Consider the following 23,772-nt stretch of genomic DNA (forward strand, 5'->3'; position numbering starts at 1 on the left):
TCAATCCTCCCGGTCGGGCCGGAAGAAGCAGTGGTAGGAACTCTCCTGGGTGTCGCCGCACAGCCAGTACGAACCCATGGTCGAGTTGAACTCACCGTTTGGCCCGACGGAGCGGAAAGGTTCGTTGTAGGCGTCTTGGTTCACCGCCGGGTCGACGGCCGTGCCGACCCGGAAAACCTTCGCCGAGCTGTCGGTCCGGACAAACGGCTCGCCTTTGGTGTACATCCACATGGACGTGCTCTCGTTCCAGGGGATGAACGTCAACGATGCGCCTGCGCCGGCGTACTTCTCCGTACCGGGCATCCCACCGGGTGAAAACCGGCAAGCGGCGGGGTTCGCGCAGTTGAGCTGTGGGTTAGCCCCTGCCGAGGCGTTCTTCGTCGACTCGTTGCCAGCTCCCGGCCACCCCAAGATGGCGGTGGACGGAGCGGCGACCGACGTCACGTTATAGGCGTGGAGCAGGCCGTTCATCGCCAAGCCGACGTAGGCGGTCGGGGTGCCGGGGTCGACCGGGCATCCCAACGACGCGAAGTCGAAGGCGACCTGGCCGGGCTGGTCGAAGATCGCCCAGTTCTTGATGTAGGGATAAATGTTGGCGGGGTACACGCTCCGGCTCGCGTCTCGGTCGGCCGGCCCGTAGCAACTCAGTCCGCCGTCCACCGGTACGGGCAGGACAAGAGAAGGATCCCCACCGGCGACCCCGCCGTAGTCGGCGATCGTGGTGGGAAAGACGTCGTCGTTGTCAGAGATGTAGATGTTGATCGACAGTCCGAACTGCTTGACATTGCTGATGGACGAGGCTTTCTTTGCCGCGACCTTAGCTTGGGCGAAGACGGGGAAGAGGATCGCCGCCAGAATGGCGATGATCGCGATGACGACCAAGAGTTCGATCAGCGTGAACGCGTGTTGGCGATGTTTCATGATGGCGTCCGGCTCCTTGCCGGCCAAAGAGGGCCACGCGCAAGAACGCGCAAAGAGAGACTCCACCAATATCGAATGAGAAGGCGTGCCCGACTTCTGCAATAAGTTACAGAATGAGCAGGGCCGACTTCGTCACAAAGTGTTGACGAATCTGCTTAGTAACGTCCGTCTTTGAGGTGGCTCTTGACAATCTCGTCGGCCAATTTGACGACCGTGCTTTCGCCGGAACCGCGCAGTTCCTCGATCAGCTTGTCGACATAAGCTGTGTCAACGGGGCCATGGTATTGGTCGCCCACTTGGAGCACCGGAGCCCGGTCACAGGCGTTCAAACACTCGACTTCGTGCAGGGTGAACATGCCGTCCTCAGTCGTCTCGCCATAGTCGACGCCGAGTTTCTGTTTCAGGTAGTCGCCGATCCGGTACGCCCCGCAGACATGGCACGACAGGCAGGTGCACACCTCGATCATGTGCTTGCCCACCGTGTGGGCGGTGTTGTACATCGAATAGAACGTCGCGACGCCCTCGACTTCGGCATAGCTACGGCCCAAGCGGTGGGCGACTTCGGCGATTGCGCCCGGGGACAAGTAGCCGCCGTATTCGCGTTGCGCGATCCAGAGGCCGGGCAGGATGCACGCCTTGTCCTCGGCGTAGTGGGTGCGTAGGGCGTCCAGCTGTTCGACCGCGGTCGGGCTGAACTTCAGCTCAAGCTCGTCGGCACGCGGCGCGCGGGGCCGCTGGTTGCGGGCGCCAAGCTGGATCAAGTCGCTCATGGGACTGCCGTGATCTTACCTAGCGTCGCCGGCGTCCTGACGCGTTGTCCTGGTCAGACTGAGAGCCAGAAGGGCCGGACCAAGGAGAGACGAGGAGGTCGACAAAGAACTCGACGACCGCCAGCAAAGCGCGGTGGACCCTATACATGTCCAGACTAACGTCCGCCCCGGCGGCCTGGTTGCGCGTCCGGGGCGGACCGGAGGTCACTTCGCCGCTTGAAGGGCGGCGATCCGATCGTCAAGCGGCGGGTGCGACATGAACAGCTTCGTCAGCCCACCCCGGCCGTAGATCTGCATGGTCGCCATAGACTCGGCCCGGCGGTAGGGCAGGCCCTGGTTCTGCTTGAGCGTCTGCAGGGCACGGATCATGTTCTCCCGGCCTTCAAGCTGGGCGCCACCGGCGTCCGCGCGGAACTCGCGCCAGCGGCTGAACGCCATCACCACCATCGAGCCGAGGAGGGTCAGGACAGTCTGGAAGACCATGACGGTCAAGAAGTAGACCATGCCGCTGCGGTCGCGGTCGCCCGCGCCGACGACCGTCGCCAAGACACGGGCGAGAAACACGACGAACGTGTTCACGATCCCCTGGAGCAGGGTCATCGTCACCATGTCGCCGTTGGCGACGTGGGCCACTTCGTGGCCGATGACCGCGGCGGCCGCGCCCCGGTCCATGTGCTGGAGGATGCCGGTCGAGACGGCCACGAGCGAGTTGTTCCGGCCCGGTCCCGTCGCAAAGGCGTTCATTTCTGGCGAGTCGAAGACGCCGACCTCGGGCATCTTCTCGAGGCCGGCACGCCGGGCCGCGTCGTGGACGGTCTGGACCAGCCACGCGCCCTCGGGGCCGCCGGGCCTGGCGGGGTCGATCACTTGGACCCCCATCACCGTCTTGGCCATCCACTTGCTGATGAGCAAGGAGACAAACGACCCGCCGAAGCCGACGACAAGCGAGAACACCGCTAGGGTCGGCAGGTTGATTCCGTAGGCGCTCGTGTACCGGTGCAGGCCGGTCAAGTAGACCACCGCGGTGATCGTCGTCATGACCAGCAGGTTGGTGCCGATGAGGAGGAGGATCCGTTTCATAGGGTCGTACCTACATTGACGGTCGGCGGGCGGGGGAAGTGCCCGCGGCCTAGCCTGCGGCAGGGCCGGGGCCCGACCCGGTATCCTCCGCACCCATGAAGAAGTCGAACCCGACCCGCCGCATCCGCCAGAACAGCACGGTCAAGAAGCTGAAGCGGCGCCTCCGCGGCCTCCGCCAGGGCAAGCGGTCCGTCGTTTGACCCGTCAGCCGAGCCGGGCGGCCAATTCGGGCAGGTCGTCCCAGGACATCAGCACTTCCTCGTAGTCGTGGGCGCCGATGCGCAGGGGCCCGGCATGGAACCGCACCGCTCCGAGGCGTTCATAGAGTCGCCACGCCCGGGGGTTGTCCCGGAGCGCCCCGATGCACATGCCTTGGTGGCCTTGGGCCGTCGCGTCGGTGACGCAAGCACGGATCAGCGCGGTGCCGTGGCCCTGGCCCTGGTGGTCGGGATGCACGAACACGGTGTAGAGCATCGCGGGAAACGGCCAGTCCGCTTCATGGTCCACGCCCCAGCGTGCTTGGCCGACGATCTGTCCCTCGACAAACGAGGCGAACACCGGCTCACCGTCCAGGAGCCGCTTGCGGAAGATCTCGGTCGCCGACTCGTCGGTGAAGAGGGCGAGGTCGTCGGGGTGGAGGATGCCCGCATAGGCCTTGGTCAGGCTCCGTACGTGGGCCCGTGCTATCCCCGGGGCGTCTTCGACCACCGCACGGCGGACGTCCATAGGCTTAACGGTCGATTTCGCCGAGGACGATGTCGATCGACCCGATGATCGCGATGACGTCGGCGATGAGCCGCCCCACCGCCAAGACTTCGAGAGCCTTGAGGTTCATGAAGCTGGGCGGACGCTCGTGCCACCGGTACGGGCGCGACGTCCCGTCACCGACGACGTAGAACCCCAGCTCGCCCTTCGGGCCCTCGATGCCGGCGTACGCCTCGCCGACCGGGACGCGGAAGCCCTCGGTGTACAGCTTGAAGTGGTGGATCACCGATTCCATCGAGTTGTCCAACTCTTCCCGGGGCGGCGGTGCGACCTTGCGGTCCTCCGTCCTCCACGCTCCTTCGGGCAGGCCGTCGATCGCCTGGGTGATGATCTTGTGGCTCTCTTTCATCTCGGCGATGCGGACGAGGAACCGGTCGTACACGTCGCCGACTTCGCCGACCGGGATCTGGAAGTCGAATTCGTCGTAGCAACAATACGGGGTCGCCTTGCGCAGGTCGAAGGCCACGCCGCTCCCGCGGGCGATGGGGCCGCTGCACCCGAGGTCGAGCGCCTGGGCACCGGTCAGGACGCCGACGCCCTGGGTCCGTTCCTTCCAGATCGGGTTCTCCACCAGCAATCCTTCGACCGCGTCGAGTTCGCTGAGGAAACCGTCGAGGAACCGGCGGAGTTTGATCTCGAACCCTTCGGGCATGTCGCCGCGAAGCCCGCCGGGCACGATCCACGAGGGCATCATGCGCACGCCGGAGAACATTTCGAACAGGTCGAGGACCAGTTCGCGCTGCTGCATGATATAGAAGAAGGGCGTCATTGCGCCCAGGTCCAGGGCGTGGGTGCCTAGCCAGACGCAGTGGCTCGCCAGCCGGCTGAGTTCGGCGAGGATGACGCGCAGGTACTGCCCGCGCCGTGGCACTTCGACCTGCAGGAGCTTTTCTACGGCCAAGGCGTGGGCGAGGTTGTTCCCGTTGGCGTTCAGATAGTCCATGCGGTCGGTCATGACGACGCACTTGTGATAGGTCTGGTACTCAGCCTCCTTCTCCATACCGGTGTGGAGGTAGCCGATGACCGACTTGCACTGGACGATGACCTCGCCCTCCAGTTCGCAGATGACGCGCAGCACGCCGTGGGTGCTGGGGTGCTGCGGCCCCATGTTGACGACCATCGTGTTCTCGCCGGTGCGTTGGAAGACGGTCTCTGTGGAGGGGATGAACGTGTGCTGGCTCATAGGGGCTTGGCCTGGTTCCAAGATACCCGGGCCAGGGCGTCTTCGAAAGGTGGCCGGGCCCCGGTGTGACAGTCCTGACTTAGCTCGGGCGAAGGATTGGACGACGGACATATAGAAAGTCTCCCCGCCTGGTCCGGCGGGGAGACAGTGGTCTGTCCAGGGACGCCGTCAGTCGAGACTAGGCTGGGGCAGGCCCTTGCCCTGCCGACCTTCTTTGCCCGCCCCCTGGTCGGTAGCGGTTTTTGTCTCGCCGGTGTAGGTCGTCTCTTCCTTCTGGCACCCGGTCATGACCATGACCCCGAGCACGAGCAGGACGGCGAAGATGCGCTTCAGCATGGTGGGTCTAGCCACCTCCAAAGTCGCAGTCGGCTGCGGTGTAGGTGTCCTTGTCCGGGCGGAAGTAGCCCGGATAGAACGTGTTCACGCCGGGGTTTTTGCCCGAGCCCGGGGCGACGCAGTCGGTCATCCAGTAGGCGACGCCCGGGGCGGGGTCGCTCGGGTCTCCGGCCGACCACGGGTTGCTGTTGACGTTCTCGGAGTAGTTCGGCCACTTGGGGAAGGTCAAGGGAATGAACTTCGTGTGGGTGTCCGCATAGGTGAACGGCATCCCGTTCCCGTACATTTGGACGTTGGTCGGATATCCGAGGCCCCACCACACATACCCGTAGGCGGCACCACCGCAGTAACCGAACTGGTCGCTCTCCGACGGCCTGGCCCCCGGATTGAAGTGACAAGAAGCGCCGGAGCAACAAAGGCTCGGGTTGCTGATCGCCGCCCCCCGGAGGTTCTTGTTGTAGGCCCCACCCCATGCCAGAGGCACGTCGGCCGGTTTGTTGACCGCCGTCGCGTTGTAGGCGTGGAGCAAGCCGTTGGGGAAGGCGCTGACCGACGGGGGTTGGTATCCCGCCGTGGCGGCGACGAACCCAGGGTCTTGGACTCCCTTGCCGGCCGCTTCAAAGAGCCCATAGCTCTTCATATAGGGCTGGATGCTGTTGTGGAAGATCGCGCCCTCCTCGGACCTCCGAGGTTCGACGTTGCGACCGCCGTTGGTCGCCCAACCGTTGGGCACCACGTAGTAGTAGCCGTAGCGCCACACGTTGCCGGCGGCGGAGCTGTTCCACAGCATCAACGGGAATGTGTCGTCGTTGTCCCCCAAGTAGATGGCGCACGCCGTGCCCATCTGCTTCTGGTTACTGATGGTTTGAGTCTTCTTGGCGGCTTCTTTGGCCTGTGCGAACACAGGGAACAGGATCGCCGCCAAGATCGCGATGATCGCGATCACGACAAGTAGCTCGATGAGAGTGAATGCTCGTTTCTTCATGATGTCAACACTTCCGAACGAGATCTGACCGGACGTGCAAGAACGCCCGGTTGACTTGCACACAGCTTCGTCTGCACGTCCAAACCGATTGTATGCGAGTTTTGACCGTAGTGTCAACAATTGTCACCAGTCAATGGCCAGGGAACAAAGACGTGCCAATTGCCGGGTCAACAAATGGACCGGCCCAAGCAGAGCAGTCTGCTTGGGCCGAGTTCTGTTCGGAGGCGTCTCCGCAGCGACGCCGCTTACTGGGTCTGGGCCGCTTGGGTGCCGCCGGCTTCTGCCGCGGCGCCCCCGCCACCGCCGCCACCAGCGGGCATGACCTTGCTGGGCGACGGGCCGCCGTCGCCCGGATGGCCGACGGGGATCTTCGGGTTGTCTTCCGGCGGGGAAGAGCATGCGGTGAGGCCGACCACGGTGGTCAGGGCCATGGCGAGGATGAGGAGTCGCTTCATGTTTCTGGATTGTTGATGGGTAAAGCTGTCGAGATTGGACAAAGAAGAGTCCGGGCCAGCTGGCCCGGACTCTTGGTGACCGTTTGGCTTACTGGCTGCGGTCGGGGCGGAAGTAGCACCAGGCCGAACCGGCGCCCTGACCGGCGAACGTCGAGTCGCACGGCCACAGGCTCAGAGGAATGCCTTGGGCGTCGACACCGGCCCACGGGTCCATGAGCTTGCCGTCCCATGAGACATAGTTCGGATCCTTGGTCGTGCCGATCGGCTGGACCTTGGCCGAGGAGTCGCAGCGGACATAGACGCCCTTGGAGCCGTACTGCCAGGTGGTGTGCGTGAAGTCATACACGTAGTAACCGCCGTTCGAGGAGCCGGACTCGCCGTTCGGGTTGCCGCCGGGGTTGAACAAGCAGCTCGTGAAGGTGCCTGCGCAGACGAGGGTCGGGGTCGAGAGACCGCGGCCCACGAAGTTGACGGCCTGCACGTTCCAGAACATCGGGACGACCGACGGGTTGTTGACCTGGGTCGTGCTGTAGGTGTGCAGGTAGCCGTTCATCGTCAGACCCATGCGGGCCGGCTTGACGGCGGGGTTGTAGGTTTCGCCGGCGACCTGGGCGTCGACGCCGGTGGGCATCTGGAACAGGTCGTAGTTCTTCATGTACGGCTGCAGGGAGTTGCCCCAGAAGCAGCTGGCCTGGTGGATGCGGGCCGGGTCGGTCCACGGGGCGGTGGTCACCACGTTGGCGGGCACCGGGTGGACGCCGCCGTAGAACCACGTGCCGACCGGGCGGCGGACAAAGGCCTGGGCGAACTGGTCGTCGTTGTCACCCGCATAAATCAGCATCGACAAGCCGATCTGCTTGTAGTTGCTGATGTGCTGGGTCTTCTTGGCGGCGACCTTGGCTTGGGCAAAAACGGGGAAGAGGATCGCCGCCAGGATGGCGATGATCGCGATGACGACAAGAAGCTCGATAAGGGTGAATGCTCGTTTCATGAGTTCAGCACTTCCGGATGAGACAAATCACTGCCCCCATTTGGGAGTAGTGGCCGATGGACCTAGGCCCACGCGGCATCTCTATTTTGCCCTGGTTTTGCTGAACTTAGTCAAGATTTGTCAGAAATGACCGGGTTGGAAACACAGTCCCCCGAAAACATTCTGGGGTCAATGTGGAAAACCCCTCCGACGAATCATCGTCGAAGGGGTCTGGTGAAGGGGCACCGGCAGGCTTCAGGGAGCCGTGGCCGTCTGGTCGGGAGCCGTTTTGGCTGGCTTACCGGCACCCTCGCTGTCCTGGAGTCCGGCGGGAGCCTTCTCCTTCGGGACGACACTGGAGGTGTCGGCGGCGGGTTCGGACGAGCAACCGACCAGCACCACCGTGCTGAGGCTGGCGACGACGAGCAGAGTTCGAATGATGGTTCGCATTGGGTTTGGGTTCAATAAACGGAGGGGAGGGCTCGCCCTCCCCTGGAGTCCATGCTGTCCTTACTGGTCCCGGTCGGGCCGGAAGAAGCAGACGTACCGGTAGCCGCCCGACGTGTTTTCGTCCGTCAGGTTGCCGCACTGGTTGTCGTTGGTGCCCCAGTAAGCCCAGCTCTGCCCCTCGATCGGAGTGGCGCGGACCAGCGCGTAGGGGTCTTTGTCGGCCGCAAGGTTGACGTTGGGGTCAAGCGCGACGCCGACCCGCTGGTACTTCGCCGAGCTGTCCACCCGCGAGAAGACCACGCCGCCGTTGGTGTGGTTGTTGCCGAACGTCCACACGTGGTAGCTGCCGGAGTAGTTTCCGTAGCCAAAGAAGGCGGTCTGGTTGCCTTCCGCCAAGCCGGCCTGGACCGGCCCGCCCGGATTGAAGTGGCACGGGCCCGAGGTCGTGCAGCGCAACGCTGGGTTCGAGGTCGAACGGCCGTTCAGCGAGGTGTTGCCCGTTCCCGTCCAGATCAACGGCACGACGCTTGGGTTGTTGACCCCGGTCATGCTGAAGGTGTGGAGCAGGCCGTTGTAGGTCGAACCGACGGTGGCCGGCTTGACCGTGTTGGTGAAGACTTCGCCGGGGATCGTCACCGCGTTTTGAGACGGCGAGTTGAGGATGTCCCAGTTCTTCATGTAGGGCTGCATCGCGTTGGCCCACTGGCTGGCGACCTGGCTCATGATGAGGGGGTCGTCCCAGCCCGAGGCGATCGCACCGTTCGGGGTCGGGTGGATCGTGCTGTAGCGGTGGGTCCCGTCGGCCCGGATCGAGTGCGCCAGAGGCAACACGTCGTCGTAGTCGGCGGTGTAGATGTTGAAGGCGGTCCCCAGTTGCTTCTGGTTGCTGATCGTCGCCGCTTTCTTGGCGGCGACTTTAGCCTGGGCGAACACCGGGAACAGGATGGCGGCGAGAATCGCGATGATCGCGATCACGACCAGGAGCTCGATAAGAGTGAATGCTTTTTTGATCATTGCAAGCGTCCATCCGTCGCATGCGACGGTGCCACCGCAACCGGCGAGGGTCTCTGTTCCTCAAAAAGCAAAAACTCCACACTGACGCCAAAAACGACGCAAAATCACCGCACGAAAGCGATAGTTAAGATGGGTACGGACGGACTGGGCTAGATAGTTCCCAGATAATCAGCAATTTCGTGGAATGACGACTCTCACTGGGGGAAAGTCAAAAAAAAGCGGGCAGGGAACCGAAAGAGTTCCCTGCCCGCCAGATCGGATAGGTCGTCAGCGTCCGCCGAAGTCTTCGCTGCCCGTCTTGCCCTCGAAGCTCTCGCCCGCGTGGGGCCTTTGGAGGTCTTCGACGGCCGGGCCCGTCATCCCTTCATGGAAGACGACGTCTTCGCCGCCGAGGGGATATTCCTTCCGCAACGGGTACCCCGCCCAGTCGTCAGGCAGGAGGAACCGCTCGCCTTCCCGGGGGCCGTTGCCCTCGAAGATGACGCCGTAGAGGTCTTGGATCTCACGCTCGGGGTACTCGGCGCCCAGCCAGACGTCTTTCAAGGTCGGGACCGTCTCGCCGTCGTCGACGGACGTCTTCACAAAGACCCGTGAGTTGTTCTTGGTCGAGAAGAGGTTGTAGACGACTTCAAAGCGGCCTTTCAGGTCGCGGTCGTGTTTCCATGCGCTGTAGTCGACGCCGACGCACTCGACAAAGTAGGTGTACTCCAGTTCGGGGTCTTCCTTCAGGAACTTCGCGACGGCGACAAGGTCGGCGGGAGCCACGCACACGTAAAGCTCACCCAGTTTGTCGACGCAGGCCACACCTTCGCCGAACGAGGCGGCCAGCCGCACGGCCTCAAGCCGCTGGTCGTCCAGCATCGGGGCCGGCACGTCAGTTCACCTCCGGTGCGGGAGTGGAACCCAGCTTTTCCGGCTGCAACGAGGTCGTCTCGTCCCAGTCGATCGCCCCGACACGCAGGACATAGGCGTAGCCGACGATCCAAGTCGACAAGTACACCACGACCTCGACGAAGCTGAAAACCTTGAACGAAATGTCCGTCGCCGGGTTGTTGAAGACGGTCAGCCAACTCCACAGGAAGACGACCTCGATGTCGAACATGACGAAGAGGATCGCGACCAGATAGAACTTGATCGGGAACCGTTCGTTGGCGTTGCCCGAGGGTTCGACGCCGCACTCATAGGGCGACGACTTGTAGGGAGTGTTCTTCTTGGGCCCGAGCACCCAGCTCAACGTCACCATCGCCGTGCAGATCACCGCTGCGACCACCATGAGGATCAGCAACGGGACGAAGTCGTTCTGCATATCACGGATGTTACCCACGGCGTCCAGTACAATCCGACCGATGCTCGCCACGGACGCCCTCGCCCTTCTCCTGGCCCGCCGCGACTTGGCGCCGGCCCAGGCGGAGGCCCTGATGGAGCAGTTCGTCGAGGGCGGCCTTCCCGACGGCCTTGTCGGCGGTCTCCTTGTGGCTGTCCAGGCCAAGGGCGCGACCGGGGCCGAGCTGGCCGCTTTCGCCAGGGTCATGAGGCGGCATGCCCGGCCGCTGGACCATGGCATGTCGGGCCTGCTCGACACCTGCGGCACCGGTGGAGGCAAGACGACGTTCAACCTCAGCACCGCCGCGGCCCTCGTCGCCGCCGCGGCCGGGGCCAAGGTCGCCAAACACGGCAACCGGGGGGTCACGAGTCCGTGGGGCAGTGCCGACGTGCTGGAGCACCTGGGGGTCGACCTCGCCTCCGACGGCGACCACCAGGTCGCGTGCCTCCGCGAGGCCGGGGTCGCGTTCCTCTTCGCCCAGGCCCACCACCCGGCGATGCGCCATGTCGGGCCTGTGCGCCGGTCGCTGGGGGTGCGCACCGTCTTCAACCTGCTCGGCCCATTGTCCAACCCTGCCGGGGCGACCCGCCAACTCATCGGCGTCTACGACCAACGGTTTGTCGTCCCGGTCGCCGAGGCCCTGGTCCAGCTCGGGGCGGAGGAGGCGATGGTCGTCTACGCCGAGGAAGGCATGGACGAGGTGTCGGCCTGCGGGGCGACCCGGGTGGCCGCGGTCAAAGACGGCGGAATCCGGATCACGCGCCTGAAGCCCGCCGACTTCGGTCTGGAGCCGCTGCCCGCCTCGGCCCTGGAGCCCGGGCCCGACCTGGCCTCGAACGCCGACATCCTGCGTGAGGCGATCGGCGACCCCGACTCCCCCCGGTTCAACGCCCTTGTCCCCAACGTGGCGGTCGCCCTCGTCATCGCGGGGGTCGCGTCCGACTTCGCCGACGGAGCGCACCGGGCCCGGGAGGCGGTCCGGCAAGGTCTCGCACTCGCAACCCTGGACAAACTCGCCCGGTTGTCCCAGAGCAAAGGGGCGCTGACGTGACGGTCCTCCAGAAGATTTTTGAATCCAAGCGGGCCGACTTGGAGACTCTGAAAGCGTCCCGCCCGTTGGCCGAAGTGCGCGCCATGGCCGCGGACGCGGCCCCGACCCGCGGGTTCCACCGTGCCTTGGTCGAGAGCCCGCACCCGACCAGCCTGATCGCCGAGGTCAAGAAGGCAAGCCCGGTCAAGGGGACGTTGCGGGCCGACTTCGACCCGGTGGCGATCGCCACCGCTTACGCAAGGGCCGGGGCCGACTGCCTCAGCGTCCTCACCGACGTCGAATACTTTCAGGGATCACCCGACTACCTTGTCCAGTGCCGGGCGGCCACGTCGTTGCCGGTGCTGCGCAAGGACTTCACCACCGACGCCTACCACGTGTACGAAGCGCGGGCGATGGGGGCGGACGCCGTCCTGCTCATCGTGAACGGCCTCTCGCCGGCCCAACTGCGCGAGTACCGCGAACTGGCCGGTTCGCTCGGCATGGACGCCCTGGTGGAGGCCCATACCCTCGACGAGGCCGAAGTCGCCCTTTCCAGTGGAGCGACCCTGGTCGGGGTGAACAACCGCGACCTCCAGACCTTTGAGACGAACATCGCCCACAGCGCGAGGGTCGTCCCCCTCCTTGCGCCGCGGGCCACCGTGGTCAGCGAGAGCGCCCTCCACTCTCCGGGTGACGTCCGGCAAGTGGCCCAGGCCGGTGCCCGCGCCGTCCTGATCGGTTCAGCTTTCAGCCTGTCAGCCGACATTGAGTCGGCAGTGAAGGAGATGATGGGGTGGTGAAGGTCAAGGTGTGTGGATTGACCCGGATGGAGGACGTGGTCGCCGCGACCGAAGCGGGTGCCGACGCCCTTGGCTTTGTGAAGGAGCCCTCCAGCCCAAGGTTCCTCAGCGACGTCTACCCCGTCGCCAACTTCCACAAGGTGGCCCCGTTTGTCCCGCTCGTCGCGGTGTTCGGCCCCTACCGGGCCGGCGTCCCGTTGGTCGCCTACAGCCACGTCCAATGCATGGACGCCCCGCCGGCAGGGGAGAACCACCGCTGGGTCCGCACCATCCAGGTTTCGACCGAAGACACATTGGAATCGTTGATGGCTAGGACAAAGAAGGAGAGTGTCGTCCTTCTCGACGCGGTCGGCCCTGGATACGGCGGCACGGGCAAGCGGTTGGACTGGGGGCTGGCCGGAGACTTTGTCGCGGTGTCCCGACACCTGAAGGTCGTTTTGGCGGGTGGGCTGGGCCCCGACAACGTCGCCGAGGCGGTCGAGCGTGTCCGGCCGTATGCCGTCGACGCCAGCAGCGGGCTGGAGTCCAGCCCGGGGGTGAAGGACCACGCCAAGCTCAGGGCCTTTGTCGAGAACGCCAAGGCGGCGGCGCGCGAGATCGGGCACGATTCTTGAGCGGTCTGCGTTATGTGCTCAGGGCAGACCGCCGCCGCGAACCACGGCCCCCAGGGGCAGGCTCGCGATGGTAGAATGCGCGAGCACTTTTTGGGAGGCCATCTAAGCTTTGAGCCTGGCTATCGAGACGCGAAACCTATTCAAGACGTACAAGTCCCGGGGCGGGCAGTCAATCAACGTCGTCCATGACCTGAACCTTCAGGTCGAGCGCGGCGAGATCTTCGGCTTTCTTGGCCCCAACGGCGCCGGCAAGACGACGACGATCAAGATTCTGCTCGGCATCATCTACCAGTCCTCTGGCGAGGCGTTTGTCCTCGACAAGGAGGCGGGCGACATCGAAGCCCACCGCAAGCTGAGCTACCTCCCGGAGAAGCCGTACTACTACGAGCACATGACCGGCCTTGAGATCATGGAGTTCTACGCGTCGCTGTTCGGCATCCGCGACCGGGCCCTGTGCGAACGGCTCCTGGAGCGCGTGAACCTGTCTAACGACAAGAACCGGGCGATCAGCCAGTACTCGAAGGGTATGCAGCAACGTGTCGGATTGGCCCAGAGCCTCCTCAACGAGCCCGACCTTATCTTCCTCGACGAGCCGACCGGTGGCCTCGACCCCATCGCGCACATCGAGGTCCGCGATCTCATCCTGCAGTTCCGTGAGGAGGGCAAGACCGTCTTCATCTCCAGCCACGAGTTGAGCGACGTCGAGCGCATCTGCGACCGCGTCGCGATCATCAACAAGGGCGAGGTCGTCCAGCAGGGCAGCCTCGACTCGCTTCTCGCCGGTGGACGGCTGGAGATCACCGCTTCCGGTGTCGACCAGGCCTTCGCCGACTCGCTCAAGCAAGAGGACTACATCGTCTCCCACAGCGGCGACCGGTTGATCCTCGACATGCCGGACACGGGCGACATCAACAGCGTCCTCCAGGGCGTGCTCAGCAAGAAGGGCACCGTCGTCAGCGTCGTGCCCCGCCGCAAGCGCCTGGAAGACCTCTTCTTGGAGTCTGTGGCCAGCGACAACGTGGCCAAGGGCCGCCGTCTCTTCAAGATGACCGACAAGGTCGACCCCACCGACGAGGTGAAAGCTTGAACGCCATCCTTTCCATCGCCAAAACCACCGTCGGCGAGGCCATCCGCCGCCGCGTCCTCCTTGTCATCCTGCTGATCGGCGTGCTCTTCCTCGTCGTCGCACCGGGTCTGAGCGTGCTGACGGCCCGCCAGAGCTACACCGTCCTCACCAGCTTCACGCTCGGCGTCATCCAGCTCACCAGCGCGGTCATCGCCATCGTCTTGACGGTGTATCTGATCCCCAACGAAATCGAGCGTCGGACGATCTACACGATCCTCTCGAAGCCGGTGCAACGTTGGCAGTTCTTGGTCGGCAAGTTCCTCGGCGCCGTCGGCGCCTTGGCGTTGATGATGACCCTCATGACCGTCACGATGGGCGTGGTCTTCCTGATCATGCAGTCGGGCATCGGCATGGACAAGATCGGCGGGCTCTTCCGGGTCTCGCTCATGTTCTTCGTGCAGATGAGCCTCCTCGCCGCGGTCGCGGTCTTCTTCTCGACGTTTGTCTCGCCGATCGTCAACTTCTTCTTGTCCGGCGGCGTTTACATGGTCGGGACGTTCTTCAACCCGCTGTTCGACACGTTCAGCAAGAACGAGAACCTGCATCCCTTCGTGAAGGGCGCCGCGACGATCATCCACACGATCGTCCCCAACTTCGCCAGCTTCAACGAGGCTAACGGGGTCATCAACCCGGGCTCGGTGATCACGAACGAGACGATGTACAACATCCAGTTGGTCGCCTACGCGGTGTTCTACGTCCTCGTCTTCCTGATCGGCGGCATCTTGGTCTTTGACCGCAAGGAGGTCTAATCGGGATGCAGGTCAACCGACCCAAGATGATCGGCGCCTTGGTCGGCTGCCTCGCGGCGGCCGCGGTGATCCACGGCACGATGATCTTCCCGTTCTGGCGGAAGCACTACGCGGTGAAGTCCATTGCGGGCGAGCAGGCCAAGGGGCTTTCTGCCGACCAACTGCTCTTCGCCCTCGCCGGCTTCCGCGAGTTGGTCGCCGGCATCCTCTGGGTGCGGGCCGACTCGTTCTTCGACGAAGGAAACTACGACGCCATCCTGCCGATCATCCGCCTGGTCACGTGGCTTGACCCCCACGAGATCGACGTCTATGCGACGGGCATGTGGCACATCGGCTACAACTTCACCGACGAAGAGTCTCGCTCCGACCGCCGCTACATCCCCTCGGCCTTGGCCTTGGGCAAGGAGGGGGCACGGGCCAACCCCAACACTTACGAGCTCTTCTTTGAGACAGGGTGGATTTGGTACCACAAAGTGGACGACGACTACGACAAAGCCGTCTACTGGTGGGAGCAGGCCGCGCAGCGGGACGACATCCAGCCCGCGCGTCGCAATATCTTGGCCAGCGCCTACATCCGCGACGGCAAGGTGGAGAAGGCCCTTGGCCTCTACGAAGACTTGCTGGCCCGCGCCGAGAAGCAGTTCGGCAAGAGCGACGAGTTTCAGAACCGCCAGAACCGCGACACCATCGAGAGCAACCTGGACAACCTCCTCGTCCGCATGGGCCAACGCGGTTACTTTGCCCAGAAGGGTGGGTACTACGACCAGGGCGACTACGACACCAAGCCGCCGTTCGACGTGGGATTCAGCGCCCGCGTGACGGTCGAAGACCCCAAGGTCATTAAAGTGGAAGGCACCTGGAACGTGTTGCCAGTCGGCACCCGTGTCCGCATCGTGCTCCGCGACAAGAACCTCAAAGGGGCGAAGTACGCAGAGATGGATTGGGACGCCTCCGACGCGGTCAACCTTGACCCGGACAAGGAGATCACGTTCATGCAGGACCAGCTCTTCGTCAAGAACCAGCAGTTCCGTCGCCGGATCGACATGAGCCGGGACGCGACGATGTACCCGTTCTTGGCGAACGACTACGTCATCGAGTTCTACTACAACCCGCGCTCCGCACCGGCCCACATCCAGGACAAGTTCGGGTTCAGCGGAGAAGGCATGACCGACCAGAACTTCCTGAACCTGGACGCCAGGCCTGGTCAACGTGTCATCTACACCACGCTTGAGTTCTCCAAGGACGAGCTCCTTCGCCGGGGCAAGTACGCGGTGGGCAAAGAGACGCCGGTCAAGCAGACCGCGAACTTCAAACCGCTCGGTGCGGCCTCGTTCGGCGACGCCATCCAAGTCCCTGGCCTCCGCACGGAGAAGCCTCAGACCCAGAACAGCCCGATCCCTGGCCAGCGGCCCAAGACGATGCCGGTCCCGCGTGGACTCCCTGGCGCGCCGGGTAGCCCGGGCTCCGGCGTCCGGACCCCGATGCCAGGGCCAGCCGGGCTGCAATAGAGAAAGACAAGAGGCGCCCTCGGCGGGATGCTATCATGAAGCGTCCCGCCGGGAACTGCGCGGCAGTAGCACGGTGAACCCCGCCAGGGCCGGAAGGCAGCAACGGTAAGCCGCCGCTCTGGGCGACGCACCATTCCCGGCGCCTCTTGCCCTCTCCGTGGACATTAAGGAACGCAGGACTTGGCCCACGTCGCCCTCTACCGCAAATACCGAAGCCAGACGTTCGACGACCTGGTCGGCCAAGACCATGTCGTCCGGACATTGCGCAACGCGATCGCCCAGGGCAAGATCGGCCACGCCTACCTGTTCACCGGCCCCCGGGGCACGGGCAAGACCTCGACCGCCCGCCTCCTGGCCAAGGCGGTCAACTGCACCGACGGCCCGTCGCCCGAACCGCGGGAGGACGACCCGATTTGCATCAGCATCACGAACGGCAGTTGCATGGACGTCATCGAGATCGACGCCGCCAGCGAGTCGGGCGTGGACAAGGTGCGCGAGAGCATCGTCGAGGCGAGCGAGTACCGGCCCGCCGAATGCCGCTACAAAGTCTTCATCATCGACGAGGTGCACGACCTCTCCGCCAAGGGGTTCGACGCGCTGCTGAAGACCATCGAGGAGCCGCCCGGGCATGTGATCTTCGTCCTCGCCACCACCGAGGCGCACAAGGTGCCCCCCACGGTCCGATCCCGGTGCCAGCGGTTCGAGTTCTATCGGGGGACCGTCCATGACCTTGTCTCACGCCTGACCCACGTCGTCAAGAGCGAAGGCATCGAGGCCGAACCCGCCGCCCTGCACGCGATCGCCCGCATGGCCGACGGCGGGTACCGGGACGCCCTCACCCTGTTGGAGCAGGCGATGTTGACCGCCGACGGTCAGGTCACCCGCGACCACGTGTACACGCAGCTTGGGCTTGTCGCCGACGACCAGGCCGACGCGCTCCTGGAGGCGATGGCCCAGGGAGACGTCGCCGGCACGGTGACCGGCCTGGAAGCCATGTACCTCCAGGGCCGCGACCCCCGGGCGATCTTGGAGTCCCTGCTGTACCGGCTCAGTGACCTCACCCGGGCGGCCTACCATGTCAATGTCGGGGCGAGCAACGACGGCCCCCAAGAGGCGGGGCTCGCCGCCACGGCAGGTCGGTTTGGCGCGGACCGTCTCCTTGAACTCCGGTCGGCCGTGGCCGAAGCCCACAAAGACATCCGGGACATTTCCCTGCCCCGCCTCTGGCTTGAGGCCGAACTGGTGCGGATCGGCCAGGTCGTGAAGGCCGGGCCGACGCGGAACACCGTCGCCGCCGCGCCGGCGGCCCGCGCCGCTGTCAGCCCCGTGGCGGTCCCGTCCTCCCCCGAACCGCGGGAGTCACCACGGAACGAACCAGTGCCGACCCCCAACGTGGAGCCGGCGGTCGTCAAGACCAGGGAGCCCAACAGTCCCGACGACGCGGTGTGGCAGACAATCGTCGCCGAGATCTCCGCCCAGTCGAAGACGGCGGCGGCAAGGCTTCCCAAGTCCAGTGTCGGGTCGGTGGCCGACGGCCAGGTCACGATCGAGTTCGAGCGCATCAGCGACGCCGACTGGGTGCGCGAGAAGGGCCCGCTGGTCAAGGCGATCGCCGCGGCGTGGCGTGACAAGACGGGTAAGGACGCCGCTTTCCAGTTTGTCGTCGCCCAGGGTCGCCCGGCCCCGAAGCCGCCGCGCTCGGCCACGACGACCACGGTAGAATCACCCCTCGAAGGTGACCGCCTGTACGAGGCTGCCCGCGACATCCTGCTGGGAAACGACGAGCGTGGCGCGAAACCAGAGCCTGGTCTCAAGCGAGAAGACAACGATGAAACTGCCTAAGAAGTTTGGGATGCCCGGTGGCGGTATCCAAGACCTGATGGCCAACGCCCAGCAGGCTATGGCCCGTGCCCAGAGCTTGGACCAGGAGTTGGCCGCCGAACCGATCTACGTCGACCGAGGACCGGTCAAGCTGGTCTTCAACGGGCTCGGGGAACTCCAGACCCTGAAACTCGACAAGAGCGTGGTCGACCCCGAGGACATCGAGGCCCTCGAAGACCTGATCGTCGGCGCCGTCCGCGACGGTTTCGCCCAGGCCACCACCCTCCGCGAGGCAAAAGTCAAGGAGATCATGCCGAACGTGCCTGGTCTCGACAAGATGGGCTTCTGAGCCGCCGATGCAGTTCGCCCGGCCGCTTGCCGACCTGATCGCCCAGTTGGAGCGCCTCCCCGGTGTCGGCCCTAAGTCGGCCCAACGGCTGGCCTTCCACATCCTCCGCACCCCGGAGGACGACGTCCGGCGGTTGGCTGAGGCGTTGCGCCACGCCCGCGAGGCGTTGCGCCTGTGCCTCAAGTGTCAGAACGTCAGCGAGAGCGAGGTCTGCCCGATCTGTGCGGACCCGACCCGCCACCAGCGTGAGATCTGCGTCGTCGGCGAGGCCCGCGACATTGCCAGCATCGAGCGGCTGAACGAATACAAAGGGCTGTACCACGTCCTGCACGGGCTTTTGAACCCCCTTGACGGAGTCGGCCCCGACCAACTCAAAATGCGCGAACTTCTGACCCGACTCGAAGGGGACACCGTCCAAGAAGTCATCCTGGCCACGAACCCGACGGTCGAGGGTGACACCACCGCGCTCTACTTGGCCAAGCTCATCAAACCCCTCGGGATCAAGGTCACCCGCCTGGCCCACGGAATGCCCGTCGGCGGCGAGCTCGACTACGCCGACAACGCCACCCTCCTGAGCGCCCTTGAGTACCGGAGGGAAATGTGAGGGCACTGGTCGTCGGGTCCGGCGCGCGGGAACACGCCCTGTGCTGGAAGCTCGCCCATGAGGGCGAGGTCTTGTGCGCCCCGGGCAATGCGGGTGTCCAGGACGAGTTCCCGACCTTCGACGTCTCGGTCCGCGACCATCCGGGGTTGGTCGGGCTGGCCCGTCGGACAGACCCGGACTTCGTCGTCGTCGGTGCCGAAGACCCCTTGGTCGAAGGTTTGGCCGACGCCTTTCGGTCGGCCGGGTTCCCTGTCGTCGGGCCCGGCCAAGCCTGGGCCCGCATCGAAGGGTCAAAGGCTTTTTCTAAGGACCTGATGGCCTCGGCCGGTGTCCCGACCGCGCGGGCCCTGACCACGGCTGACCCTGGCGCGGCGCTGGCCCACGTGCGACGGGAATACGCCGAGGGCCGCCAAGTCGCGGTCAAGGCCGACGGGACGGCCTTGGGCAAGGGTGTCGTCGTCTGCGACACGTTAGAGCAGGCCGAAGACGCCGTCGAACGCTTCATGGTCCACGGCGAGATCGGCGACTCGGGCCGGACCCTCGTCCTGGAAGAACGGCTGGTGGGGCGCGAGTTCAGCCTCATCTGTCTGTGCAACGAGACCGGCTTCCAGAGCCTGCCCGTCGCCCAAGACTACAAACGCGCCTTTGATGGAGACGAGGGCCCGAACACGGGGGGCATGGGGGCATACTCGCCGGTGACGTGGGTGTCCGAGGATGCCGTCCGTCAGACCGAAGACGAGGTGGTCGCCCCGCTCCTTGCCGAAGTCAAGCGGCGCGGCGGGCTGTTCCGTGGGGTCCTGTTCGCCGGCCTGATGGCGACGGCGCAAGGGGTCAAATGCCTGGAATACAACGTCAGGTTCGGCGACCCCGAGATTGAGACGCTTGTGCGCCGCCTGGGCGCCGGGTTCGCCGACGCCTTGGCTTCGGTGGCCAATGGGTGGCCGCTCCCTGCTGTCGACGTGTCGCCCGAGGCGGCCGTGACCGTCATGGTGGCAAGCGGGGGCTATCCCGGTGCCTACGAGAAGGGCAAGCCCGTCACGGTGGGCCGGATGCCCGACGGCGTCGTCGTCTTCCATGCCGGCACGGCGTACCTGGGCGACGAGGTCGTCACGGCGGGAGGGCGTGTCCTCGCCGTCACCGCGACCGGGTCTACCGTCGGGGAGGCCAGGGAGCTCGCCTACCGTGGGGTGGCCCAAGTCAGCTTTGACGGAATGCAACACCGCTCGGACATCGCGTCGTCGTGAGTCGCCGCCCCGGTAGGGGGCGGTCGCGCCAGGTACCCTGCCTCCCTGGATGATCGACCGCTACACCACCCCCGCCATGACCGCCATTTGGAGCCGAGAGGCCAAGTACCGGCGGTGGATGGAGGTCGAGGTGGCCATCTGCCAGGCTCACATGGAGGCGGGCACGGTGCCTGCCGCCGATTTCGAGCAGATCAAGGCCAAGGCCGCGTTCAGCCTGGAACGATGTGACGAGATCGAGAAGGAGACGCGCCACGACCTCGCCGCCTTCGTCCGGAACCTGGAGGAAAACATCGGCCCCGCCGGGAGGTGGGTGCACTTCGGCGTCACCAGTTACGACGTCATCGACACGGCCTTGGGCATGATGCTCCGGGACTCGTGCGACGTCTTGCTCAAGGACATCGACGGCTTGCTTGTCGAAGTGACCCGCCTGAAGGCCGACCACGTCGAGACGCCGATGATCGGCCGCACCCATGGTATCCATGCCGAACCGATCACCTTCGCGTTCAAGTGCGCCAGTTGGGAAGAGGAGCTCCTTCGCAACCGGGCCCGTGTCGAGCGCACGAGGGCCGAGGTCGCCTTCGGCAAAGTGAGTGGCGCGGTCGGCATCCACGCCCACGTGTCCCCCGCCATGGAGGCCAGGGTGTGCGAGATACTCGGGCTGTCGCCCGAACCGGTGAGCACCCAGATCATCAACCGCGACCGGCATGCGTTCTTCATGAACAACCTCGCTCTCCTTGGGGCTGGGCTCGAACGGGTCGCCACCGAACTCCGCAACCTGCAGCGCACCGAGATTTTGGAGGTCCAGGAGGCCTTTGCCGCCGGCCAGACCGGCAGCAGCGCGATGCCCCACAAGCGCAACCCCTGGAACAGCGAGACCGTCGTCGGGCTCTCCCGCCTCCTCCGCGGCAACGCCCATGCGATGCTCGAGAGCGTCGCGACTTGGCACGAGCGCGACCTGACCAACTCAAGCCTCGAGCGTGTCGTCTTTCCCGATTCGTGCCACTTGGCCGACTTCATGCTCGTCCGCCTGACCCGCATTCTTCAGGGCTTGGTCGTGTTCAAGGACAACATGGGCAAGAACCTGCGTTTGATGGGCGACCTCGTCTTCAGCGAGCACCTGATGTCGGCGTTGATCCTCAAGGGCCTAGGTCGACGCGAGGCCTATAAGATCGCCCAGCGGCACGCCGCCGCCACGTGGGACGGGGCCGACTTCAAGACAAGCGTCACCACCGACCCGGAGGTGAGTGCGGTCTTGGACGAGAAAGAACTCGCCGAGGTCTTCAGCCTTGCCCATCACTTGCGCCACGCTCCGCGCTAAGGGACATCGGTGCCGCCAGAGTAACCACGGCGGCCAGTACCCCGTAGGATAATGGCGTATGTCTGCCTTTGTCCTTGCGTCAGTGTTGCTGGCCAGCCAAGCCGCTCCAGCGTCCCAGACAAAAGTCTCTGTCCAAGTGCGCGGGGCCGCCGCTCCCCTTGTGGTCGAGCAGATCGCCAAGCAGACGGGCCTGAAGCTAGGGGCCGACCGCAACATGTGGCGGGACTACCTCTGCCTCTCGGTCAAGGACGTCGATTCTCAGACTCTCCTAGACAAGGTCGCGGAGGCGTGCCAGGCCCGCTGGGTCATAGTCGAAGGCGTCAAGACCCTTTTGCCGGACTACAACCTCCGCGAGCGCGCCGTGTCTGCCGCTGTGACGAGGCGCACGGCCGCATACGCCAAGTCGATCAAGAACCTGGTCGCGTCGCTGGATCCCAAGCCGCCCAAGAGTCCGTCCGGCGAAGGCAGTGACCAGCCCGCCCGGCCCGGTGGTGGTGAAGACGACATTGAGACTCCGTTTGGGCCCGCGGGGACGGGCCGCCGTCTTCTTGCCGCCTACATCACGGCGATCGGCCCGGCGTTCTTTGCCCGCCTTGAACCCGAATCCCGCGTGGTCTTCTCGTCATCCCCGACCCGGATGCAGCGGGGCTTGCCCAATGTCAACTCTGTCCCATACCTGGCAAAGTGGGTGCAGGAGCACAACGACATGGTCAAGGTCATGGCCCAAGGCGCCTCAGAAGATGGTGAGGTCGACGACTCGTACATGGACGAGATGCAAAAGATCATGGAAGAGCTTGGCCTGCAACGCGACTTCGCCGAAAAGCCGAAGGCCATCGAAGCCATGCCGGCCAAGCTCCTCTTGGTCGTGACCAGCCAGAAGATGTACGCCGGTATGTCGATGTGCTCGGTCGACTTGCGTGCCTTCGACCGGACGGGCAAGTCTGTCCTGCAAGAGCAGCATTCCCTCAGTGAGATCGACTATTCGGCCATGGGTGACGCGATCGAGGCCGAGACGGGAATCCCCGTGCCGGAAGGCGGTGCCAATCCCCCCGAGAAGAAACCCGAGAAGGCGACTCCCCTGGTCCTTGGAGATGCGGGGAAGCTGTGGGCGAAGGTCCACCGCCGCAACTTTAACCCGTTGGCGAAGGAGGCGACCGAGAAGCCGACCGCAGAAGAGTTGGCCCGCGTCGGCGACTTCGTCGCCAACGAGCCGCTGGCGGGTGCGCCGACCGACTTCTTCTTTGCCCTGGCCGACCACGACCACGTGAACGTGGTCGCCGTCCTTCCCGACGACATCATCCAGCGGGGCTCGTTCATGTTGCCGGGCGACCGATTGACCTTGGAGTACGTCGGCCGTCGGATCTTTGGCGATCCCAAGGCATCGTTTCAGGACAGCCCTATGGTGATGGCCAAGTCAGACTCCTGGCTGACCGCCACCCCCGCGGACCAGGGGCGGACCCGCCGCGACCGCGTGGACCGTGTCGCCGTCTCTGCCGCGGTCAAGAAGATCCGGGCCTCCGCATGGACAAACCTCGACACCATGGCCGAGTTCGTCGCGAGCGTGCCCGAGGAGGCTGCCGGCACCGTCACCGATTGGACCTGGCCGCTCGTCGACATGAAGAGCTTCGGCAGCGTCTTTGGCGGAGCGGGGATGGAAAACGACTGGATGCGCCTTTGGGGTCTGCTGGACCCGGGGACACGGCTGTCGCTGCGCCGGGGCGGCTCGGTGTCGTTCGCCGCCGTGCCCGAGGCGGCGCGCAAAGAGATCGCCAAGCGTGTCTTTGGCCCGCGGGCCTTCCTGGCGCCGTTCCCCAAGCCCAAGGGCTCCAGCGACCTCCAGATCATGAACTCCATGATGTTGGGGATGGCGATGGGAATGGAAAACGGCGGCAGCCTGGCCGACGAGCCGACCGAAGCCCTGCCCAATGGTCTGGACATGAGGGGCAGCCTCGCCTCACAGTCGTACCAGGAGGACTATCTGATGCTTTCTGGCGCGGAACTGGGGTTCATGGAGACGGCGGCCCTCGGGCTTGAGGAATACGCCTTCTTCGACCTCCTGACCCACATGCCGGGCGTGCCCCAGGAAGCGGAGTCCCTGGCGTCGGCCAAGTTGAGGTCGGGCAGGCGGACGACGATGAGGCTCCGTGCCGAGGTCGTCCCCAACCGGGGGTTCCAGGGCATGCTCATGGACCCCGAAAAGCCCTCGGACACTGAATTCACCGCGGCGAACATGCCGCCCGACTTGAAGGCGACGATGGAGAGCAAGAAGGACATGATCAGGAAGAGCCCGATGATGAAGCTCCTGAGCCTGGGGTTCAGCAGGATGGGACAGCAAGGCGAGGCGCCGCCGCCCTAG

25 protein-coding genes and 1 other RNA gene are annotated in these 23,772 nt (G+C 64.7%); 13 read left to right on the plus strand and 13 right to left on the minus strand.

Features of this window, described 5'->3' with window-relative positions; all coding sequences use genetic code 11:
* The 13 genes from KF857_11675 to KF857_11735 all read right to left on the minus strand — a co-directional run bounded on the left by KF857_11675 (position 1) and on the right by KF857_11735 (position 10,235).
* Positions 1 to 921: a prepilin-type N-terminal cleavage/methylation domain-containing protein gene (locus KF857_11675; GenBank protein MBX3112656.1), complete on the minus strand. Its 921-nt coding sequence runs from the start codon at positions 919 to 921 to the stop codon at positions 1 to 3.
* 155 nt (positions 922 to 1,076) lie between these two features.
* The gene (locus KF857_11680; protein ID MBX3112657.1) at positions 1,077 to 1,691 is read right to left on the minus strand and encodes an NAD(P)H-dependent oxidoreductase subunit E; all 615 of its coding nucleotides are present in this window, start codon (positions 1,689 to 1,691) and stop codon (positions 1,077 to 1,079) included.
* Positions 1,692 to 1,895: 204 nt separating this feature from the next.
* The gene (gene htpX / locus KF857_11685) at positions 1,896 to 2,771 is read right to left on the minus strand and encodes a protease HtpX (protein ID MBX3112658.1); all 876 of its coding nucleotides are present in this window, start codon (positions 2,769 to 2,771) and stop codon (positions 1,896 to 1,898) included.
* A gap of 204 nt (positions 2,772 to 2,975) precedes the next feature.
* Positions 2,976 to 3,497 (minus strand): GNAT family N-acetyltransferase, encoded by a 522-nt coding sequence (locus KF857_11690; protein MBX3112659.1) that lies wholly within the window; start codon positions 3,495 to 3,497, stop codon positions 2,976 to 2,978.
* Between the two features lie 4 nt (positions 3,498 to 3,501).
* Positions 3,502 to 4,719, minus strand: coding sequence for an NADH dehydrogenase (quinone) subunit D (nuoD, locus tag KF857_11695; GenBank protein MBX3112660.1), 1,218 nt, complete (start codon positions 4,717 to 4,719; stop codon positions 3,502 to 3,504).
* Positions 4,720 to 4,887: 168 nt separating this feature from the next.
* Positions 4,888 to 5,055, minus strand: a complete 168-nt coding sequence (locus KF857_11700; protein ID MBX3112661.1) for a hypothetical protein — start codon at positions 5,053 to 5,055, stop codon at positions 4,888 to 4,890.
* A gap of 7 nt (positions 5,056 to 5,062) precedes the next feature.
* On the minus strand, positions 5,063 to 6,040 hold the full coding sequence (locus KF857_11705) for a prepilin-type N-terminal cleavage/methylation domain-containing protein (protein MBX3112662.1): 978 nt from the start codon (positions 6,038 to 6,040) through the stop codon (positions 5,063 to 5,065).
* 245 nt (positions 6,041 to 6,285) lie between these two features.
* Positions 6,286 to 6,495 (minus strand): hypothetical protein, encoded by a 210-nt coding sequence (locus KF857_11710; GenBank protein MBX3112663.1) that lies wholly within the window; start codon positions 6,493 to 6,495, stop codon positions 6,286 to 6,288.
* 88 nt (positions 6,496 to 6,583) lie between these two features.
* On the minus strand, positions 6,584 to 7,486 hold the full coding sequence (locus KF857_11715; GenBank protein ID MBX3112664.1) for a prepilin-type N-terminal cleavage/methylation domain-containing protein: 903 nt from the start codon (positions 7,484 to 7,486) through the stop codon (positions 6,584 to 6,586).
* Between the two features lie 234 nt (positions 7,487 to 7,720).
* Complete coding sequence (locus KF857_11720; protein MBX3112665.1) at positions 7,721 to 7,915, minus strand: hypothetical protein; 195 nt, start codon at positions 7,913 to 7,915, stop codon at positions 7,721 to 7,723.
* Between the two features lie 60 nt (positions 7,916 to 7,975).
* Complete coding sequence (locus KF857_11725; protein MBX3112666.1) at positions 7,976 to 8,929, minus strand: prepilin-type N-terminal cleavage/methylation domain-containing protein; 954 nt, start codon at positions 8,927 to 8,929, stop codon at positions 7,976 to 7,978.
* Between the two features lie 267 nt (positions 8,930 to 9,196).
* A complete protein-coding gene (locus tag KF857_11730; protein MBX3112667.1) occupies positions 9,197 to 9,802 on the minus strand; it encodes an NADH-quinone oxidoreductase subunit C in 606 nt (201 codons plus the stop codon).
* A gap of 1 nt (position 9,803) precedes the next feature.
* A complete protein-coding gene (locus tag KF857_11735; protein ID MBX3112668.1) occupies positions 9,804 to 10,235 on the minus strand; it encodes an NADH-quinone oxidoreductase subunit A in 432 nt (143 codons plus the stop codon).
* Positions 10,236 to 10,275: 40 nt separating this feature from the next.
* Here KF857_11735 and trpD point away from each other — a divergent pair, with 40 nt between their 5' ends.
* The 13 genes from trpD to KF857_11800 all read left to right on the plus strand — a co-directional run bounded on the left by trpD (position 10,276) and on the right by KF857_11800 (position 23,772).
* Positions 10,276 to 11,304: an anthranilate phosphoribosyltransferase gene (gene trpD / locus KF857_11740; protein MBX3112669.1), complete on the plus strand. Its 1,029-nt coding sequence runs from the start codon at positions 10,276 to 10,278 to the stop codon at positions 11,302 to 11,304.
* Positions 11,301 to 12,083 (plus strand): indole-3-glycerol phosphate synthase TrpC, encoded by a 783-nt coding sequence (trpC, locus tag KF857_11745; GenBank protein MBX3112670.1) that lies wholly within the window; start codon positions 11,301 to 11,303, stop codon positions 12,081 to 12,083. Before trpD ends, trpC begins: the two co-directional genes overlap by 4 nt.
* A complete protein-coding gene (locus KF857_11750; protein MBX3112671.1) occupies positions 12,080 to 12,697 on the plus strand; it encodes a phosphoribosylanthranilate isomerase in 618 nt (205 codons plus the stop codon). Before trpC ends, KF857_11750 begins: the two co-directional genes overlap by 4 nt.
* A gap of 109 nt (positions 12,698 to 12,806) precedes the next feature.
* Positions 12,807 to 13,784, plus strand: coding sequence for an ABC transporter ATP-binding protein (locus tag KF857_11755; GenBank protein MBX3112672.1), 978 nt, complete (start codon positions 12,807 to 12,809; stop codon positions 13,782 to 13,784).
* A complete protein-coding gene (locus KF857_11760; protein ID MBX3112673.1) occupies positions 13,781 to 14,572 on the plus strand; it encodes an ABC transporter permease in 792 nt (263 codons plus the stop codon). Before KF857_11755 ends, KF857_11760 begins: the two co-directional genes overlap by 4 nt.
* A gap of 5 nt (positions 14,573 to 14,577) precedes the next feature.
* Positions 14,578 to 16,080: a tetratricopeptide repeat protein gene (locus KF857_11765; protein MBX3112674.1), complete on the plus strand. Its 1,503-nt coding sequence runs from the start codon at positions 14,578 to 14,580 to the stop codon at positions 16,078 to 16,080.
* Between the two features lie 46 nt (positions 16,081 to 16,126).
* An RNA gene (ffs, locus tag KF857_11770) (signal recognition particle sRNA small type) lies at positions 16,127 to 16,225 on the plus strand.
* Between the two features lie 35 nt (positions 16,226 to 16,260).
* Positions 16,261 to 17,922: a DNA polymerase III subunit gamma/tau gene (gene dnaX, locus KF857_11775; protein ID MBX3112675.1), complete on the plus strand. Its 1,662-nt coding sequence runs from the start codon at positions 16,261 to 16,263 to the stop codon at positions 17,920 to 17,922.
* Positions 17,909 to 18,250 carry a YbaB/EbfC family nucleoid-associated protein gene (locus KF857_11780; protein MBX3112676.1) on the plus strand — a complete coding sequence of 114 codons (342 nt, stop codon included), beginning with the start codon at positions 17,909 to 17,911 and terminating at the stop codon, positions 18,248 to 18,250. Before dnaX ends, KF857_11780 begins: the two co-directional genes overlap by 14 nt.
* Before the next feature lie 7 nt (positions 18,251 to 18,257).
* A complete protein-coding gene (gene recR / locus KF857_11785) occupies positions 18,258 to 18,854 on the plus strand; it encodes a recombination mediator RecR (GenBank protein MBX3112677.1) in 597 nt (198 codons plus the stop codon).
* Positions 18,851 to 20,098, plus strand: a complete 1,248-nt coding sequence (purD, locus tag KF857_11790; protein ID MBX3112678.1) for a phosphoribosylamine--glycine ligase — start codon at positions 18,851 to 18,853, stop codon at positions 20,096 to 20,098. Before recR ends, purD begins: the two co-directional genes overlap by 4 nt.
* 49 nt (positions 20,099 to 20,147) lie before the next feature.
* A complete protein-coding gene (locus KF857_11795) occupies positions 20,148 to 21,416 on the plus strand; it encodes an adenylosuccinate lyase (GenBank protein ID MBX3112679.1) in 1,269 nt (422 codons plus the stop codon).
* A 58-nt stretch (positions 21,417 to 21,474) separates the two neighbouring features.
* A complete protein-coding gene (locus KF857_11800) occupies positions 21,475 to 23,772 on the plus strand; it encodes a hypothetical protein (protein ID MBX3112680.1) in 2,298 nt (765 codons plus the stop codon).

The sequence above is a fragment of the Fimbriimonadaceae bacterium genome (genome assembly GCA_019638795.1).
GTDB lineage: Bacteria > Armatimonadota > Fimbriimonadia > Fimbriimonadales > Fimbriimonadaceae > JAHBTB01.

Bases quoted from the DNA above. Each gene is read 5' to 3' on its own strand.
- KF857_11690 (MBX3112659.1), bottom strand. From the start codon at position 3,497: ATGGACGTCCGCCGTGCGGTGGTCGAAGACGCCCCGGGGATAGCACGG.
- KF857_11765 (MBX3112674.1), top strand. From the start codon at position 14,578: ATGCAGGTCAACCGACCCAAGATGATCGGCGCCTTGGTCGGCTGCCTC.
- KF857_11800 (MBX3112680.1), top strand. From the start codon at position 21,475: ATGTCTGCCTTTGTCCTTGCGTCAGTGTTGCTGGCCAGCCAAGCCGCT.
- KF857_11725 (MBX3112666.1), bottom strand. From the start codon at position 8,929: ATGATCAAAAAAGCATTCACTCTTATCGAGCTCCTGGTCGTGATCGCG.
- htpX (MBX3112658.1), bottom strand. From the start codon at position 2,771: ATGAAACGGATCCTCCTCCTCATCGGCACCAACCTGCTGGTCATGACG.
- nuoD (MBX3112660.1), bottom strand. From the start codon at position 4,719: ATGAGCCAGCACACGTTCATCCCCTCCACAGAGACCGTCTTCCAACGC.
- KF857_11675 (MBX3112656.1), bottom strand. From the start codon at position 921: ATGAAACATCGCCAACACGCGTTCACGCTGATCGAACTCTTGGTCGTC.
- KF857_11715 (MBX3112664.1), bottom strand. From the start codon at position 7,486: ATGAAACGAGCATTCACCCTTATCGAGCTTCTTGTCGTCATCGCGATC.
- KF857_11795 (MBX3112679.1), top strand. From the start codon at position 20,148: ATGATCGACCGCTACACCACCCCCGCCATGACCGCCATTTGGAGCCGA.
- trpD (MBX3112669.1), top strand. From the start codon at position 10,276: ATGCTCGCCACGGACGCCCTCGCCCTTCTCCTGGCCCGCCGCGACTTG.
- KF857_11780 (MBX3112676.1), top strand. From the start codon at position 17,909: ATGAAACTGCCTAAGAAGTTTGGGATGCCCGGTGGCGGTATCCAAGAC.
- KF857_11705 (MBX3112662.1), bottom strand. From the start codon at position 6,040: ATGAAGAAACGAGCATTCACTCTCATCGAGCTACTTGTCGTGATCGCG.
- recR (MBX3112677.1), top strand. From the start codon at position 18,258: ATGCAGTTCGCCCGGCCGCTTGCCGACCTGATCGCCCAGTTGGAGCGC.
- KF857_11700 (MBX3112661.1), bottom strand. From the start codon at position 5,055: ATGCTGAAGCGCATCTTCGCCGTCCTGCTCGTGCTCGGGGTCATGGTC.
- KF857_11710 (MBX3112663.1), bottom strand. From the start codon at position 6,495: ATGAAGCGACTCCTCATCCTCGCCATGGCCCTGACCACCGTGGTCGGC.
- KF857_11720 (MBX3112665.1), bottom strand. From the start codon at position 7,915: ATGCGAACCATCATTCGAACTCTGCTCGTCGTCGCCAGCCTCAGCACG.
- KF857_11680 (MBX3112657.1), bottom strand. From the start codon at position 1,691: ATGAGCGACTTGATCCAGCTTGGCGCCCGCAACCAGCGGCCCCGCGCG.
- KF857_11735 (MBX3112668.1), bottom strand. From the start codon at position 10,235: ATGCAGAACGACTTCGTCCCGTTGCTGATCCTCATGGTGGTCGCAGCG.